The sequence below is a fragment of the Lysinibacillus sp. C5.1 genome (genome assembly GCF_016350185.1).
GTDB classification, from domain to species: Bacteria; Bacillota; Bacilli; order Bacillales_A; family Planococcaceae; genus Lysinibacillus; species Lysinibacillus sphaericus.
Map to the genome: position 1 here is coordinate 1,282,727 of NZ_CP066226.1, position 18,507 is coordinate 1,301,233.

Here is an 18,507-nt window from a genome sequence, read left to right on the forward strand (position 1 = left end):
ATGCAAAGAGACAATATTTCATACATTTTACCTTTCTCTGCAAAGAGTTGGGAGGCTTTGAATAATACCTCTGCGCAAGTGATGAGTTATTTAAAGGAACTCCATCATATTGATTTAGCAGATGCCTCCTGGACCCTTCAAAAAGGGAGAAGAGCATTAGAACATAGAAAAGTGTTTGTTACGAGCAGAAAAGACATGGAAAGTAGTACTTTCCATGTCTGCAGTAACAATGGGAAAAGGAAACGAAACCTTGTATTGATATTACCTGGTGTACAAGATGTTAATATTTTATGGAGAAAAAGCGGGACGGTAGAAGGTCTCTATCCCCTATTAAAAGGTTATGAACGTACAGTAGAGCAGCTATTAAAAATGTTACCACAGCAAACTGCAGAAAAAGTAAGAAACATTGAAAATGATGATAATGAGGTCAAGTGTTATAGAGCATTGCTAGGTGGATATGCATGTGTCCAGATGCTAAGGGAGCTTGGCGTTCAACCATCCGCATTAGTTGGGGAAGGGATTGCTGAACTTGTATCTATGGTTTGCGCAGGTGCAGTGACCTTGAGGGATGCAATTAGCATAATTCAAACATATGGACAACTTGCTACGTATGAAGCCATTTATGAAAAATATGATTTAAGAAAAAAACAGATTCCGTTAATAAAAAAGCCTGGTATAAAAGCTAAACAACATATTGAAGATGCACTTGTCATAAAACTTGGCAGTAGTGATTTAGAAAATTCGATTACAAAACGATGTATGACAAATGTTGAAGCTGAAAATGTCTTGAATCTGATAGAAAATTCGAGTGATAGCTTTATCAATAATGTTTACCGCCTTATCGGGGACCTATGGTGTAGAGGGCTGAAAATTGATTGGGATATGATCAGTGCTGCTACTACTTCTTCGTTAAAAAGAGTTGCACTACCAACATATGTCTTCGATAAAAAAGAATATGATAGTGACGTAGTGAATTCCATAAATCCTTTACCAAGTAATAATTCAATACATTCTACTATAGAAAAAGTTGAAATGGAGCAACTCGACCCTGCTGTTGTATTAAGGAAGCTTTGGGAAGAAGTAATTGGTGTAACAGATATTCAGAAAACGAGTGATTTCTTTGAAATGGGTGGAGATTCACTGAATGCAATTATGCTTTCTTCGAAAATCAAGGAAACATTAAAAATTGAGTTTCCAGTGTCTGACGTATTTATTCATTCAACATTTGGCAAAATGGAACAATATATAGATGCGCATTTAGATCAAAAATCAGTAGATGTAATTGAAAAGCTGGGCGTTCAGAAATATTATGAAGCATCCTCTGCACAAAAGAGAATGTACATAATGAACGAATTGGTGGAGGATGCAATCCCGTATAATTTTGCAGCCGTCTATCATGTCAAAGGAAGATTAGAGCATACTAAAATCCAACAATGCTTTTCTAAAGTGGTCGAAAGACATGAGGCATTCAAAACTCGGTTCGACATGGTCGATGGTGAAATAGTTCAAATTATTGAAGACAATGTCGATTTCAAAGTAAAGTTTCAAACGTCTGAAAAAGAGCGGTTAGAAGAAGCAATAACAGCAAATTTAAAGCCATTTAACCTTGAAAAAGCACCATTATTGCGCGTAACTTTTATTAGCTTAAATGAGGAAGAACATGTCATGGTTCTGGATATGCATCATATTATTTCGGACCAGAGTTCTTTAGATATCCTGCTAAAAGAAATCGGCTGTATGTATCAGGGTGAGGAGCTTCCAGATTTAGAGATTCAATATAAAGATTTTGCTAAATGGCAAAACGATTTTTACAACAGCGGAAAAGTGCAAAAGCAACTGGACTATTGGAAAAATGAATTTAAAGAAGGTGTTCCAGTACTAGATTTGTATACCGATTATGACAGACCAGAGTTTATAAGCTATGAAGGCGGTAAAATTCACTATTCTTTTGAACATGATATAAATCAAGGAATTCTTGCTTTCACTAAGAAGCATGGAATCACACCATACATGTTTATTATGGCAGCCCTTAATATCATGCTCTGGAAATATACAAACCAAAAAGATATTGTCATTGGTACAGTTATTTCAGGCAGAAACCATGCAAAATTAGAATCGATTGTCGGTATGTTTGTTAATACTTTGGCTATTAAAAGTGAGCTCGATGAAGATATACCACTAGAAGAATTTCTTCAGTATACAAAAAATAAGCTAGTCAAATCTTATGATAATCAAGATTGTCAGTTTGAATTGCTAGTGGAGGAACTTGGTATACCAAAGAGTGTATCTAGAAATCCGTTATTTGATATTTTGTTTAATTATATAAATATTGGTACGGATGAGGTCAATATTGAAGGACTTTCCTTAACACCATATGAAAATAACGAAATTAATGTGAAATTTGATATTAGTTTTACATTAGAAGAAAAGAATCAGCAATTTTATATGGATATTGACTATTCAAAAGCATTGTATAAAGAAGATACGATTCGAATCATGGGCGAGCGACTTATTTATATCATTTCGCAAATGCTCAAGGATGTAAACGTAAAGCTTAAAGATATTGATATGATGACTGTGGAAGAGCGGAACTGGCTTATTGAAACAGTAAATCAAACGACTACGGATTATCCAGCACATAAAACAGTGTTAACTATTTTTGAAGACTATGCTAGAGATACGCCAAATGCTATTGCTATTGAATGGTTGGAAGATAAAATTTCTTACAAACAGTTAAATAATATGGCAAATCAGTTAGCTGAAAAACTTAAAGATAGAAATGTTGGATACCAAGATAAGGTGGCCATACTTTTAGACCGCGGTTATATGCAAATTGTCAGTATGTTGGGCATTATGAAACTTGGCGCTGTCTATGTGCCGATTGATCCTAAATTTCCTCAAGAGAGAATTGATTATATTCTAGAGGATTGTCACAGCAAAGTAATCGTTACAGATTATTCTTTGGAAGAAAAAATAAGTGTAAATATTGAAAAATTCCTAATCGATAAAGATGAAAATACACTCAATCGAGAACAAGATATGGGCATAGAATCCACCTATACATCGCAATATTTCAATAGTGATGATCTGATTTATGTTATCTATACGTCCGGTTCTACAGGAAAACCGAAAGGAACATTAATTAAGCATAAAAATGTCGTGCGTGTCGTGAAGAATACGAACTATATCGATATTAACGAAAATGACCGAATTATGCAGATATCTAATTATGTATTTGACTGTTCTGTATTTGATATTTATGGCGCTTTACTGAATGGTGCCAATCTTGTCATTATTCCAAGAGAGACCTCCCTTGATATTGCTTTGCTAGCGGAATTTATAGAGAAGAAAGAAATTAGTGTTTTTTGTATTTCAACCGCTTTATTCCATATGTTAGTTGACGGAAAAGTCGAATTTTTGAAGAATGTACGTAAAATCATTGTAGCGGGAGAGCAGATTTCGCTCACACATGCGCAACAAACAGTAAATCAAATTGGCAAGGGGAAGCTTATTAATGCCTATGGTCCAAGCGAATCGGCAGTATTTGCAACATATTACCCGATAGATGATATAGAGGATGTTTCCATTATTCCTATTGGTATTCCAATATCGAATACAACAGTTTATGTTGTGGACGAAAAGAAACAGTTGGTACCGATGAACGTTGCAGGTGAATTATGTTTAGGTGGAGATGGGGTAGGAGTAGGGTATCTAAATAGAGAAGACCTTACAAATGAAAAATTTATTACCCTTGATGCAGTAGGCGGTAAAAGAGTGTACTGTACCGGTGATAAAGTGATGTGGAACAGCAGAGGCCAACTTGTATTTTTAGGTCGCAAAGATTTTCAGATAAAACTAAGAGGATTCAGAGTCGAGCTTGGTGAAGTTGAGCGACATATAAAAAATATCGATGGAATAAAAAATGTCATTGTTACTGCCGAAAGGGATCATCTAGACACGCTATATATGACGGCTTACTATACGGTGAATGAAAATCATCATATAGAAAAATATGATGGAGAGTATGTGCGCAATCATTTAAATAATAGATTACCTGAATATATGATTCCATCTAAATTTGTGGTCTTAAAAGAATTTCCTCTCAACTTTAGCGGAAAAGTTGATCGAAAAGCGCTTGTAAACGCAGAACAATATTCTCAAAAAGTGATGGTGCAGGATGAGCCAAGAACAACTTTAGAAAAAACGATTCTGAAAACAATGCAGATGATACTGGATGTTAAAGAATTTGGATTGAAAGACAACTTCTTTCATTTCGGTGGTCAATCAATTAAAGCCATTGCTTTAGTGAAGGCATTGTCTAACAAAGGTGTGGACCTCAAAATTAATGAAATTTTCCAGTACCAGACAGCAGAAAAAATTGCTGCATCCATAGAACCGCTTGCGGAAGTATCGCCGCCTATGATTGATAAAATAAGGACAAGCAAAGATATAGAATTAAATGCGAAACAAATTACTAGTCTCGTAAAGAATGTTATTGCGCGTATTGAAGGTCTCTCTGACATTATTACTGCATCTGATACGAGAATGGCGTTTTCTCTTTCCCCAATTCAGAAAGGTCATATGTCAAAGGGGTCGAACTATAGTGGATTTATAAGCCATTTCGATGGAATAATTTCGAAAAATAGAATAAAGAATACTATTGCAGACGTAATAAGTAACAATCAGTTGCTTCACTGCTCATTAGTAGAAACCGATGGCGAAAAGAAATGGTGTGAACATGAAGTACTCAAATTAGAAACCATTATGAGTAATTATCTTACATATGTAGATATATCTATGTATACCGAGAGTGTAAAAACAACTATCATCAATAAGCTTAGTGAAGAAATACTTTTAAGAACCTACTCAAATAATGAACTACTATGGCGAATGTGTGTACTAAAAGAAAGTGATACGAGACATCTCATTATCTGGGGTGCCAATCATTTGATATTCGATGGTATGAGTGCCGAGATTATCAAAACTCAGATTGAACAGGGGTTAAAAGGTACAACGAGCATGGAAAATACTATTCGAAGTTTTAAAGAGTATGTTGATGTGCTAAACGAAGGGCCATTAGGGATTAGTGAGAAGGAGCTAATTGAAAAATTTAATTTGGTGAAGTGGAGTGAAAATAATCGTAAGGTAATGGCACAACCAAAGCGTAATACAGCCTTGCGAAATAATATAGAAATTATCATTCCTTTATCAGATAAAAAGCATTTAGATATTTGGTGGTATGCATTCGATTTTGTATCTGATATTTTAAGAGATTACACAAATACAGAAGTCATTCCCTTTGCAGTGCTGGAGTATGCAAGAAGTTATCAGGGGAAGGATTTTTATAATAGCGTAGGCGAGTTTTTAGATATTGTACCGATTATTAGTGAAAAAGGAAATAGAACATCGGTTGAAACGGCCATTCAACTTTGTAAAGATCATTCCATCAATTATCTCGCATTACTTGGGGAAGAACGATTTAGTAAGGACTATCCAAAATTAAATCAACTCCTTAGAAAATACTATTTCAATGATAAACAGTACTGTAATTTCATCCTCTATAATTTCCAAGGATTTGTTAAAGCGGAGGAGAAACAAGCATTTAGTCATAACAATACTGAAAACAGCCTTGCCCGTATGTCTGTAACATTAAATTATGATAGTGACCACCTTTACATTGAAATTGAAGATGTTATTGGAATTGATGAGAAAAAATTTAGAACTATTGTAGAAAAAAGAAGCGAACAAGGGAGGGTATCACAATGAAAAATAAATATTTAACGATTTATTTAATTATTACATTTGGCTTATGTTGGGGGCTTGCATCAGCATCTATGATTTTCAATGATTTTTTTACAAAACTTTTTGGTGAAACGTCCTTTACGAACCCGATTGTTATGATTGCTTTGTATTCGCCATCCATTGCAGGTTTATTTGTTTATTGGTTAATGGGCGGCTTTGAGGCGATAAAAAATCTATTTTCTAAGTTTATTCCTAGAAAAAAAGATTTCATATGGTTTCCAATCATAAGCGGTTTGTTTCTTCTTTATGTAGGTAGTATTCATTACGGTTCCATTGCTGTTGGTTTTGAAGTACCAGAGATGACATTAACTTTTAAGCAAATGGTCATAGAAGTAGTTAAAAATCTGTTTGAAGAAGCAGGAATTCTTGGTGGAGTACTTGGCTGGATCGGATTTTTAATGCCGTATCTTCAGAAAAAATATAACAGTAATATAAAAGCGGGTGTGATAACAGGTCTTATATTCGGGATCTATGTATTACCTGGATATGTAATTACATCATTTGAATTGGCAGCTATCTTCCCATTGTACGTTATTCAATTAATGTTATTCCTTATTTTTATTAGTTATATGTTTAATGCGACAAACGGAAATCTACTGTTTTACGTTTTATTATTCTGGCTCATTTCATCAGGTGCGAGACTGGAGTTATATTACTTTAATGCACAAGTTCAATTATTGCAGATTGCATTTTTCGCAATATCTGTTGTTATTATGCATTTCCTTACGAAGAAGAGAAATATTGAACAAAAGCTTCAAGTATTACCCGAATATGTTGGGATTGGAGCATAATATTTAGTTGAAATAGGAGAAATATCATGATGGAGCTAAAAACATTTTTCAAATCCAAAGAAGGTAGTAAGGGGCAGTTAATTTGTTTTCCTTATCTAGGAGGCTATGTCAACTCATTCAATGAAATTGTGCGTGCAATGCCGGAGGATGTTGAAATATGGGTGGCGAATCCTCCTGGACATTTTGGTTCTCAACTTGAATTAATTAGTGATATTCATGAACTGATTTCGCTATATTATCAGGAGATATCAAAGATTATTCGCCCAGGAAGCGTATTTTTGGGGCATAGCATGGGTGGCGTAGTTTCATATTTTTTGTTGGAAAGAATGTTTCAAAATCAAGAAAAAATTCTTCCAAAAACATTAATATTATCTGCATCTGTTGCACCATCCAGTTTTGCAAATAAACAGTATAGCAAGTTGAGTAATGAGGACTTGATAAAGCAAATACAGGTTTATGGTGGTATGCCAGAGGCTGTATTAAAAGACAAAGAGTTAATGAATATTATGCTTCCAATATTTCGTGCTGATTATGGCATTTTAGAATCCTCAGCAAAAGCGCCATACAAAAAAATTGATATCGAAACACATTTGTTATGGGGAGAAAATGATAAATCAGAGAATATTCGTTCAGCGATCATGTGGGATGATTATCTTGTTCAAGATTTAAATGTAACTTCTATTGAAAATGCAGAGCATATGTTTATTCATAATATGGAAAAGGAAGTTGTCACGTTCATCAATCAGTTTCTTAACTTAGAAGTTAAAGTGAGGTAGTTACTGTTCTTCCCAGGTCTATGGATTCTTAGATCTGGGAATTGAATGGTGCAACTTTTATAAACAGAGTGTCGCAGACAGAAAGAGCGTGTTTTACGGAAATAAAAAGAGGACTGCTTGCATAACAATAATACTTGAAAATGAGAAACCGATATTTGAAGCTGTTTTTACATATAAAAAGGTATTAGATTATGGAAAAAAATAAAAAAAATTCAAATATATATGTGTTATTTAACGGATAAAATTGTAAAATAATATTGGAGTAAATTTTTAAACGAAGGAGGATTCGAATTATGAATGACGTAAAGACAGATGCAGGATTTAAAAAGTTCTTGGTCATCTGGATGGGGGAGCTGATATCTAATATCGGTACTGGTATGACTGCCTTCGGTCTTGGCGTATACGTTTGGCAACTTACGAAATCCGCATTGGATGTTGCTATGGTTGAAATGGCAGCGCTACTTCCCATGATTTTATTCAGTCCGGCTGCAGGAGTTCTTGCAGATCGATTTGACAGAAGACTCCTTATGATTATTGGTGATTGTGTCTCAGGGTTGGGACTCGTTTTGTTATTAGTGCTAATGAATACAGGAAATATTCAAGTATGGCAAATCTGTCTTTGTGTAGGATTTAGTTCAGCCTTCGCATCATTATTAGATCCAGCGTATAAAGCAACACTAACGGATTTACTATCAGAGGATGAATATGCTAAGGCAAGTGGTATGGTGGGGATTGCTTCCTCTTCTAAATTTTTGATTTCACCAATTATTGGTGGTCTAATTTTAGCATTTTACAGTATGGAATTAATTATCATCATTGATATTTTGACACTTGCTGTAACAGTTTCAACAATTCTTTTTGTAAGAAAATCGCTTTCGGTAAAGCCTTTGGAGAAAAAAGATTTAGACTTTTTCAAAGATTTAAAAGAAGGCTGGCAAATTATTGTTGAATCAAAAGGGGTTATGCTTCTTATAGTACTGGTTTCCGTTTTAATGTTCTATATGGGAATTATTCAAGTACTATCAAAACCTATGATTTTATCATTTGCGAGTGAGAAAACAACCGGAATACTTCAGACAGTTGTAGCATGCGGTATGATGGTATCCAGTATTTTAATCGGTACAGGAATTATCAAAAGAAATTTTGTAAAAGTAATGGTCGTTAGTTTCATTGTATCTGGTATAACGATGGCAGGATTCGGCGCCACAACAAGTATCCCAGTTATTATTATTTCCGGATTTTTATTCTTTGCTTCATTACCATTTGCAACGACATGTATTGATGTTTTAATACGAAAATCGATAGACAATGAGAAGCAAGGTAGAGCATGGGGACTGATTTCTTTAATATCACAAATAGGTTTCGTCGTTGCTTACGTTATTGCAGGTGTTCTGGCCGATTACGTATTTAACCCAGCGTTAGTTGAAGGAGGCGTTCTAGCAAATTCTGTTGGAAAAATTATAGGTACTGGTGAAACAAGGGGAATTGGTTTTTTAATCATTCTTTCTGGAGTAGGACTAATAATTACGGCATTATTTGTTTCAAAATCTAAAGGTATTCGAGAAATGGAAAAACAAAAAGATACTGAGTTAATACCAACTGAGCAGTCAATTTAATAATAAAAATTTAATAAATAGTAAAGTCGTGTAGTTAGATGAAGGAGGAATAGCTTTGTTTCTGAAGATGGTAAAGAATGATTGCTACAGAAAGAAAATTGTTACGGCAACAATATTTATTTTTATAACGATGGCAGTAATCTTAGGAGCTAGTGCAACAAATATCATTGCAAATTTAACGCAGTCAATGTCAGAACTGCAAGAAAGAGCACACCCAGCCGATATCACGCAGATGCATGCAGGAGATTATAATCAGCGAGATATTGATAAATTTACAGAAGAACAACGTGAACATATTGCTATGCAGGAAACGATGGTTCTTCTCACTTTAGATGGAAATAATATACATTTTGGAAACAACAATACAATGGCAGGTACTGTACAGGACATATCATTTGTTGTTCAAAATAAAAGTTTTGACTATATATTGGATCTAAACAACAATAAGTTGGACGTAAAAGAAGGGACTGTAGCTGTTCCTATTTATTTTATGCAGCAATATGACTTAAAAGTTGGCGAAACGATTACGGTAAAAAGAGGCGATTATGAAAAGGACTTTACTATTTCAGATTATGCCCGAGATTATGAGATGAATTCTTCACTTACTTCGTCAAAACGTTTTGTTATCAATCAATCTGATTATAATGAAATGTTGGTCAATCAAGTAGGCGAACGCGAATATTTAATTCAATTCAAACTACATGAGACTGGCGATGCTCAAGCTGTTCAGACAGCATATATTGATGCAGGTCTTCCAGCAAATGGACCTACAGTTGGCGGAAAAATATTCTTAATCTTTAATGCAATGTCAGATACGATTGTAGCAATGGTTATTATACTGATTAGTATTTTGCTTATTATTATTGCATCGCTTTGTATTAGACTGACATTCTTAGCAACGATTGATGAGGATTTAAGAGAAATCGGTGTAATGAAAGCGATCGGAATCTCTAAGAAAGATATTAAAAAGGTATATCTTAATAAGTATAGAGCTATATCTGTAGTTGCAGGTATTGTGGGATATTTACTGTCCTTTGTAGTTGTTAATCTGTTTACGGGGAATATGAGACTTTACATATCTTCTGATTTATCAGGTAACTTGAAATATGTACTTTCTCTTATAGCGCCATTATTTGTTTATTTCATCATTACGTTGTACTTCAAGAAAGTGCTAAAACGAATTGATAAGATTTCTGCTGTAGAAGCACTACGTTCAGATATTATGCAACGCGGTAAGAATAAGAAATACAGCTTCTCCCTGCTAAAAAATAAATTTTTCAGTACCAATATTTATATGGGGATTAGGGATGTATTTAAGCGTTTCAAATTATATAGATTACTTATCGTTATATTTGTTATCTGTACATTTATTATCATACTTCCAATAAGTGTATATAATACGATGAATTCACCGGAATTCTCTACTTATATGGGTGTAGGGAAATCTGATATGAGGATTGACCTTCGAAAAACAGATACGATTACAGAAGATTATAAAAAATTGCAAGAAGAGTTAGCAAATGATCCAGATATTGAAAAACACGCTGCTTATATTACAGGCTCGTTTCAAGTTAAAAATGCAGAAGGTGCATGGGATTATATAAATATTGAAACCGGTGATTTTTCAGTATTTCCACTAAGTTATTTGGAGGGATATGCGCCGAAAGAGGATGGAGAAATTGCTCTATCTTATGCGAATGCTTCTAAAGATGGATTAGATAAAAAAGTCGGAGATACGGTAATTGTAAAGGTTGCTGGAGCAGAGAAGAAGATGACAGTGAGTGGTATCTATCAAGATATTACAAATGGCGGGAAAACGGCAAAAGCAACAACAAATCTGGAATTAAATGAAAATGCGATTCTTTGGTATATAGTGAACATGGATGTGGCTAAAGATGTCAATATCCCAGAAAAAATGGAATATTATCAAAGCCAATATGCCTCTGCACAGGTCAATGATATTAAAGAATATACTCAGCAAACGCTTGGCAATATTATTAGCCAAATGAGTACGGTTGTTATCGGAGGAATTGCCATTTCATTAATCATTATTGTTTTAATTACAGCCTTATTCCTGAGAATGTTATTATCAAAAGATATGTCTCAAATCGCTATTATGCGAAGCATGGGATTAACAGCCAATCATATTAAACAACAATATATGGCAGGAACACTACTAGTACTACTAGTAGGAATTTTCCTAGGTGTACTAGTTTCGAATTACTTAGGAGAGTATCTTGTAAGTATGGGGATGTCTTCTATGGGCGCTGCGAAAATAGAGTTAGTAAACGTTGCATGGCAGACTTGGCTACTATGTCCTTTAGCATTAATTGTAGTAGTTGGTATTACGATATCTGTGTGCTGTAAAGTAACTGTAAAAGATGATTTATCTGTTATTTTAAAGGGTTAAGAAGTAGAAAGACGATGCAATGGAGGAATAGATATGAATAATATTTTAGAGGCGACAAGAATTAACAAAATAGTAGAATTAGGAAAAAATAATGAACTGCATATTTTAAAAGATGTAAATCTAGAAATTAAAGAGGGCGAATTTGTAGCCGTAATGGGCCCATCAGGCAGTGGAAAATCAACACTTTTATATAATGTAAGTGGTATGGACCGAATTTCTTCTGGGGATGTACTTTTTAAAGGGAATGAGATTGGCAAACTAAAAGAAGAAAATCTAGCGAAGATCCGCTTAAATAATATGGGTTTTATATTCCAAAATATAAATCTTTTAAAAAACCTCTCGTTAATTGATAATGTTATGTTCCCTGCGCTTGTATCCAAAGATGCAGATAAAACTAAAGTGTATAAAAGAGCAAAAAAATTACTAGAGATGACTGGAATTGCAGCGCTTGAAAATAATAATATTAATCAAGCTTCAGGGGGCCAGTTACAAAGGGTCGCGATATGTAGGGCATTAATTAATGATCCAGATATTATATTTGGAGATGAACCGACAGGCGCATTAGATTCTAAATCAGCGACAGAGATTATGTCACTTTTAACAGAAATCAATAAAAAAGGAACAACAGTTATGCTGGTAACACATGATGCAAAAGTTGCTGCAAAAACTGAAAGAGTTCTATTTATGGTAGATGGAAAAATTGTCGCTTCTAAGAAAATGAATAAATTTGATGCGAAGGTTGACAATATTAAGGAAAGAGAAGAAAGCATTATGAAATGGATAGTGGAAAGTACCGATACTTATAGCAACAAGGATGAAGAGAAAATGGCCAAGTAATTTACGCTTTTGTATTTCTTGTTGCAAAATTATACTATAAAGTGAAATCCAAAGACTAGCAGTATTAAAATTTATATGGAGCACAATAATGATATATAAATATGCAATAAAAATAACAGAAAAAGCGTATCAAGATATTTTCCAACAATTTGAGCTAAGGATATCTGCTGAAAGAAAAGAAAAAGTAAGTAAATTTCACTTTGATGAAGATAAAAAGCGCTCTATATTGGCAGAAGTTCTTCTGCGTCATTCTTTAAAGAGGGACTTTGGCATGACAAATGACCATATTCATTTCACTATCAATGAATATGGTAAGCCTAATCTTCAAAATTTCGATCAGATTCATTTTAATTTGGCGCATTCAGGTGACTGGGTTGTATGTGCAGTGAGTGATACGCCTATTGGAATAGATATAGAACAAGTAGCAATGATAGAGATGGACATTGCAAAAGCCTATTTTACAAGCAGTGAGTATCAAGATATTTTAAGTCAACCAAAAGACAAACAAATACAGTATTTTTATAAACTTTGGACATTGAAAGAAAGTTATGTAAAGGCTGAGGGAAAAGGATTGACTATGCCACTTGATTCTTTTTCGTTTTGCATTCAACCCGAAACAATACAACTGTATGAAAGCAACCAACTGTCACAAAAGTATAGCTTTCAATTGTTTGATTTAGATGATTGTCATATCGTTGCCTTGTGTTCCAAGCAGTTATCGAAAGAACCGATTTCCATTGTTTCTTTTGACCATCTTGATATATGGTAATGTTCAGCGGGCTGTCCTAGTTATTTAGAGGACAGCCTGCTTTTTTTACAGGGTTTTTGGAAACCGTTATATAGCCGCTTAGAAGTATTTCGTAAAATTACTTCGACCACCGTCATTTTCCCAACGCTCAATATCTCTTCCATCTTCGTCCCACACATCGGGTCTTTCCCTACAAGACATTTGACATCCCCTTTATCAAATCGTTCCTTTCTATAGTATGTGAAGTTGTAACTTTTAGTTCATAGAAAAGGTTGTAAGCACTGATAAGTCGGTGTAAATCATCGATTAATCCATGTAAATCTTCGATACGTTAGCGCCTATTGTTGATAGAAAGTGTAACGACAATTTGGGAGGAAGCATTCATTTATTCCTCGTTAAAGCTATATTTTTGCATATGTGTCAAGTGACGTGGTGCATATACTGTGGTGAGGAGGGGGGAGGTGAGCATTTATGAGAATTAACTGGAAGATTCGATTCATGCATAAGCCGTTTTTATTAGCTTTATTTTCCATGCTGTTACTACTCGCTCAACAAGTGGGCGCCTTGTTTGGTTATGATTTAACAAGTGCAATGAGTGAGCAACTAACGTCCATTTTGAATACAGTGTTATCGATTCTTGTTTTAATGGGGGTTGTTGTCGATCCGACTACGAGCGGTACCAGTGATAGTGAACGTGCCTTAATGTATCGAAAACCTCGATAAAATTTAATGATATTTATAAAAGTGTAATTTTACAATAAAAGTGAATATGATATAATGTAAGAAAATTCTAATCGCTAAGGGGGATGATGAATTGTCGCTAGAAATGGAGCAGCGAATTGCTAAGCTAGAAAAAGAGATGGTAGCGTTACGGCGGGAAATGGATGAGTTAAAGCACCGACAGTCACAAGAAAAGACTACGATACAAAACATCAACAAATCCATCACTGGCCAATCTGCCTTACCAATCGCAAAAGCTAAGCCAACACCACCAACTTCACCAATACCAACAGCAAAAACAAATGTACAACAAGGGCGTTCAATCGAAGAGCAAATTATGTGGGCGCTTCCGAAAGTATTTATGGTTATTTTAGTATTGGGTGTGTTATGGGGGCTAAAACTAGTTAGTGATTATGGCTACTTATCAAACGAGGTAAAAATCATCCTCGCTTATTTATTATCCATCGCATTAGCAACCATAGCATATGTAGTAGAACATAAAAAGCTAGGGTCATCAGCCGTAACCATTTCCTTATATGGAGGGGCATTTATCGTAGGTATTTTAACTACTGCTGCTGGTGCTATGCTATACGATGTATTGGGCTTAACATTAGCATTGTTTATTGCCATCCTATTCATTGGCTATGGCATAGCAATCAGCTATCTAAAGAAAAATGAGGTACTTACTTTATTTGTCAGTTTCACCTCATTGTTATTACCTTATTTACTAGAATACATGGATTTTAGCGCATACATTATATTATTCTTTGTCATTGTCTTATTTACAATGTTGCAATTTGTTATTCTTCAACATAAACAAAAAATTGCGCTTTATGTCGCTACTTTTTTCTCAATTTTGGCAATTAGTATTGTCGCCTTTATGAATAATGATAATCAAGGAATGTTTGCCTTAGGTTTGTTCATGACACTCGCTATTTTCTACACGAGTTGGTGTCGCTTGTATAATGTTGAATCGAAGTGGAAGCATATTTATGTTGGACTGCAATTTAGTTTAGGGGTCTTTAGCTTACTAATGATGAACTTGATAAGTAGTCCACTTGATTATAAAGAGCTCCTACTGTTCGGTTTATGTATGTTATTTATAGTTATAGCGGGTTATGGCTATAAGCAAAAATGGCAGGAGGCATTTGATAGTGCCGTAACACTCGCATTTATTACACTTTGTAATACGCTGTTGATTATGAATATACCAGAAAAAGTAGATGATTTACTTCTTCCATTCATACTATTTGCAGGCGTTATGATGAGCTTGCGACTTCGAGCAAGTGTGATGAAAGTTGTCAGTTCAATAGGGTTTTTCGTGGCAATGATTGTTAGCTTTGTTATACACGAGCCAACCCCATTTTTTAGTATAGAACATCTCGCTTTATTGATGCCAGGGGTATATCTCTTCGTTATTTATATGTATGCATTACGTCGTAAAGAAACATTAAATGCCTTTGAGAAATGGATGAAAGATTTATATGTGCTTGATATAATAGCAGTTATTACAGCTAGTTACTTTATCGCCTATATAGGCAAGCTGGATAGTGTTTATATTGTAAGTGCTAGTAATACCCCACATCTAATGAGTATTAGCATTGTATTGTTGTTTGTAGTGTCACTGTTTCTACCAGTAACATTTAAAGGGCGGGCATTAACGCCAGTGCTGACTGTGTTATTCTTGTTATTTACATTTATGTTAAACGTTATTCCTTCTAATATACAGGGGATTGAATGGCTCAATATTATGACACGGTTAACCTTCATTGCTACGATTAAGGCTATCATCCTGGATTTGCTCATGAAGGGACGTATTTATCGAATCTATCAAGACTATATGCCGAAATTTTTAGATGCCATTGTTAGTATAGGTGTAGTAAGTGCGATGCTAGCAGTATGTGGTCTTGTGTCACAACTTGCTTATAACGACTTACTAGATTGGAAGCTTAGCATTGCACTAACAACAATTACGCTCTTTCTCACGGCAAGCCTATCACTTTGGCTTGGCGCAGTGCGGCACTTACGAATGCTTCGACTTTCCGGCTTTATCATATTAGCCATCGCCTTTATAAAGCTGATATTCTTCGACTTATCCGCACTCGATTTATTAATACGCGCAATACTTTTCATCTCAATTGGTGGCATCGGCATGCTACTGTCGGGCAGATTGTTGAGGAAATAAAAATAAAGACTGTTTACTAGTGTGACTAGTAAATGGTCTTTTATTTTACGGTAAATTTGTTTTGGCGTAAAAAAGCCACTCAAATACGTGCTCTTTGAAAGTATTATTGTCAATAAAGTGGTGACAGGAACACGCATAGCGGCTGTAGAATTTTATAATTATCATTCACCAATAGTGAAATCAAACTAGAAACATTAGCAGAATGTAGAGTCTACTATTACCACGACCGTCGAGGTCACAACCTTATTATAAAGGACAACAAGTATAAGCACTATGTTAGTTTAGGGGGTAAGAAAAATGGAAATGGCTTATACAATACTTGTATTCGTATTTGGACTTGTATTTGGTTCGTTTTTTAATGTGGTAGGTTTACGTGTGCCGATGAAGGAGTCGCTAATCCAACCACCATCGCACTGTACGACCTGTCAGAGGCAATTGACGGCAATAGATTTAATACCTGTATTGTCCTATATATTTTTAGGAGGCAAATGTCGTAGCTGCGGGCAAAAAATTGCATGGATTTATCCATTCATCGAGCTGCTGACCGGGATATTATTTGCCTTTTCATATTGGCAATATGGATTTAGTGAACAATTTATCGTGGCATTATTATTGATTTCATTATTGGTGATTGTGGTTGTATCGGATATTACCTATATGCTTATACCAGATAAAGTGCTATTGTGCTTTTTGCCATTATTGGTGATTGGGCGTATGCTAGCGCCTTTGACGCCTTGGTGGGATAGTATTGTAGGTGCTGTCGTTGGCTTTGGCGTAGTATATAGTATCGCAGTTGTGTCGCGTGGTGGAATTGGTGGTGGCGACATAAAATTATTCTTTTTACTCGGCCTTGTATTAGGTACAATCCACACACTATTGACATTATTTATAGCAGCCGTTATTGGAATGGTTGCTGGAATGATTGTGCTGCAAGTGCGCCAGCAAGGTAGAAAAACAGCGATTCCATTTGGCCCTGCCATCGCACTAGCAGCGGTCATAGTGTATTTCTATGGAAATGTCATAATACAGTGGTATGTAGGATTATGGTAAGGAGGGAGATAGATGAAACCAATTATAGGTATAACGGCGTTTGCGGAAGATGATTTATCATCGAGATTAAATGTAGCCTATAGCGAAAGCATTATTGAGGCTGGAGGGATCCCATTTATTATTCCGCTGGGGGTAGAGGAAGATGCGGCACAAATTCTATCGTTAACGGATGGTTTACTTTTATCGGGTGGGCACGATGTTCATCCATTTGAATTTGGTGCTGAACCTTTACCAAGGCTAGGAAAGATACACCCGGAGAGAGACAAGGTGGAACTGGCCTTACTTAATGCAGCCTTTACAAGGAAAATGCCGATATTCGGTATTTGCCGTGGTATTCAAATGCTCAATGTTGCATTAGGTGGAACATTATACCAAGATGTTGATAGTGAATATCATAGTAGTAAACTGTTAAAACATGCACAACAAGCAGCTCGTGGCGTCGCAACGCATTATGTTCACATAACACCTCATACATTGTTAAAAACAATTATTGAAGAAGAAAAAATTGCTGTTAATTCCTTTCATCATCAAGCAGTAAATGTTTTAGCAGAGAAGCTAGTCGTTGCAGCAAAATCTAGTGATGGTCTAGTCGAAGCGGTGGTCCATGAAGAGTTTCCGTTTTGTCTAGCAGTTCAGTGGCACCCAGAAGAACAGGCAATTGTAGGAGATATTGCTGCACAAAAACTTTTTTCAGCTTTCGTTAAAGCGAGCATGCTATATAAAAGAGAAGCATAGGGATGACAGCTAAGAAACCAAACGAAAATTTAATAGTTTAGCCTTTAAATACAGTCTTTCACATAGAAAAGGCTGTATTTTTATTGTCATAATTGGAGGTATAGTTTAAGAGAAATTCTAACTATGCAAATTGATAATTACTTCAAGGCAAAAGGCAGTTACGCAGAGTTTCTTCAGGTAATTACAGTGAAACAAAGGATTAATAATAAATGTTATAATTGTATTTATATGTTAAATAAAGGGGTGGTTGTAATGGAATATAAATTATTAGTGGAAGAGGATTTAAGTAAATGTACCGAAACATTTATTGAAGTATTTAATGATGCGCCTTGGAATGATAAATGGACATTTTCGCAAGCTAAAAAATATTTATTAGATTTTTATCAGACACCTGGATTCTTAGGCGTTTTAGCAATAGAAAATGACGAGATTTTAGGCTGTATTTTAGGAGTCAATAGAGTTTGGTGGAGCGGAGATGAATTCTTTATTAATGAAATGTACGTAAAACAACAACAGCAGAATAAGGGAATTGGAAGAGCGCTGTTAAATCATTTAATTAAAGAACTCGATAATAACAAAATAGATAACATTGTACTGCTGACAGATAGAGGGATACCTGCCGAAGAATTTTATAAAAAAAATGGTTTTGAAGAAATAGAAAGAATCATCTTTCTACATAAGAACATTAAACAATCGTTATCACGTTGATGAACTTAATGATATATGCCATCAAACGCTCCTAAATGTAAGTTTGAGCACACATGCAAAAGCCACGAATGTTATCCCATCAACATTTCGTGGCTTTCCTAATCGAACATTATTTTTTCGCGAAATTAG

Annotated in this window: 12 protein-coding genes; all 12 read left to right on the forward strand. The window is 35.0% G+C overall.

Annotated features, from left to right (window positions below):
• Complete coding sequence (locus tag I5435_RS05855; RefSeq protein ID WP_337983388.1) at window positions 1–5,766, forward strand: amino acid adenylation domain-containing protein; 5,766 nt, start codon at window positions 1–3, stop codon at window positions 5,764–5,766.
• Complete coding sequence (locus I5435_RS05860) at window positions 5,763–6,593, forward strand: hypothetical protein (RefSeq protein ID WP_337983389.1); 831 nt, start codon at window positions 5,763–5,765, stop codon at window positions 6,591–6,593. Before I5435_RS05855 ends, I5435_RS05860 begins: the two co-directional genes overlap by 4 nt.
• A gap of 26 nt (window positions 6,594–6,619) precedes the next feature.
• Entirely contained in the window at window positions 6,620–7,369 is a 750-nt protein-coding gene (locus tag I5435_RS05865; protein WP_108029591.1) for a thioesterase II family protein, read from the forward strand.
• A 293-nt stretch (window positions 7,370–7,662) separates the two neighbouring features.
• The gene (locus I5435_RS05870) at window positions 7,663–8,985 is read left to right on the forward strand and encodes an MFS transporter (RefSeq protein ID WP_024361540.1); all 1,323 of its coding nucleotides are present in this window, start codon (window positions 7,663–7,665) and stop codon (window positions 8,983–8,985) included.
• Window positions 8,986–9,040: 55 nt separating this feature from the next.
• Entirely contained in the window at window positions 9,041–11,395 is a 2,355-nt protein-coding gene (locus tag I5435_RS05875) for an ABC transporter permease (protein ID WP_337983390.1), read from the forward strand.
• A 33-nt stretch (window positions 11,396–11,428) separates the two neighbouring features.
• The gene (locus I5435_RS05880) at window positions 11,429–12,232 is read left to right on the forward strand and encodes an ABC transporter ATP-binding protein (RefSeq protein ID WP_025218877.1); all 804 of its coding nucleotides are present in this window, start codon (window positions 11,429–11,431) and stop codon (window positions 12,230–12,232) included.
• Window positions 12,233–12,320: 88 nt separating this feature from the next.
• The gene (locus tag I5435_RS05885; protein ID WP_108029593.1) at window positions 12,321–13,001 is read left to right on the forward strand and encodes a 4'-phosphopantetheinyl transferase family protein; all 681 of its coding nucleotides are present in this window, start codon (window positions 12,321–12,323) and stop codon (window positions 12,999–13,001) included.
• Window positions 13,002–13,451: 450 nt separating this feature from the next.
• Window positions 13,452–13,703, forward strand: a complete 252-nt coding sequence (locus I5435_RS05890) for a phage holin (protein ID WP_024361536.1) — start codon at window positions 13,452–13,454, stop codon at window positions 13,701–13,703.
• 91 nt (window positions 13,704–13,794) lie between these two features.
• On the forward strand, window positions 13,795–15,885 hold the full coding sequence (locus I5435_RS05895) for a DUF2339 domain-containing protein (RefSeq protein WP_337983391.1): 2,091 nt from the start codon (window positions 13,795–13,797) through the stop codon (window positions 15,883–15,885).
• A gap of 297 nt (window positions 15,886–16,182) precedes the next feature.
• Window positions 16,183–16,935 carry a prepilin peptidase gene (locus I5435_RS05900; RefSeq protein WP_337983392.1) on the forward strand — a complete coding sequence of 251 codons (753 nt, stop codon included), beginning with the start codon at window positions 16,183–16,185 and terminating at the stop codon, window positions 16,933–16,935.
• Between the two features lie 12 nt (window positions 16,936–16,947).
• Window positions 16,948–17,670, forward strand: coding sequence for a gamma-glutamyl-gamma-aminobutyrate hydrolase family protein (locus I5435_RS05905; RefSeq protein ID WP_024361533.1), 723 nt, complete (start codon window positions 16,948–16,950; stop codon window positions 17,668–17,670).
• Between the two features lie 252 nt (window positions 17,671–17,922).
• Window positions 17,923–18,378, forward strand: coding sequence for a GNAT family N-acetyltransferase (locus I5435_RS05910; protein ID WP_025218880.1), 456 nt, complete (start codon window positions 17,923–17,925; stop codon window positions 18,376–18,378).
• The last annotated feature ends 129 nt before the right edge of the window (window positions 18,379–18,507 follow it).

Bases quoted from the DNA above. Each gene is read 5' to 3' on its own strand.
- I5435_RS05855 (WP_337983388.1), top strand. From the start codon at position 1: ATGCAAAGAGACAATATTTCATACATTTTACCTTTCTCTGCAAAGAGT.
- I5435_RS05900 (WP_337983392.1), top strand. From the start codon at position 16,183: ATGGAAATGGCTTATACAATACTTGTATTCGTATTTGGACTTGTATTT.
- I5435_RS05905 (WP_024361533.1), top strand. From the start codon at position 16,948: ATGAAACCAATTATAGGTATAACGGCGTTTGCGGAAGATGATTTATCA.
- I5435_RS05860 (WP_337983389.1), top strand. From the start codon at position 5,763: ATGAAAAATAAATATTTAACGATTTATTTAATTATTACATTTGGCTTA.
- I5435_RS05865 (WP_108029591.1), top strand. From the start codon at position 6,620: ATGATGGAGCTAAAAACATTTTTCAAATCCAAAGAAGGTAGTAAGGGG.
- I5435_RS05890 (WP_024361536.1), top strand. From the start codon at position 13,452: ATGAGAATTAACTGGAAGATTCGATTCATGCATAAGCCGTTTTTATTA.
- I5435_RS05880 (WP_025218877.1), top strand. From the start codon at position 11,429: ATGAATAATATTTTAGAGGCGACAAGAATTAACAAAATAGTAGAATTA.
- I5435_RS05870 (WP_024361540.1), top strand. From the start codon at position 7,663: ATGAATGACGTAAAGACAGATGCAGGATTTAAAAAGTTCTTGGTCATC.
- I5435_RS05910 (WP_025218880.1), top strand. From the start codon at position 17,923: ATGGAATATAAATTATTAGTGGAAGAGGATTTAAGTAAATGTACCGAA.
- I5435_RS05885 (WP_108029593.1), top strand. From the start codon at position 12,321: ATGATATATAAATATGCAATAAAAATAACAGAAAAAGCGTATCAAGAT.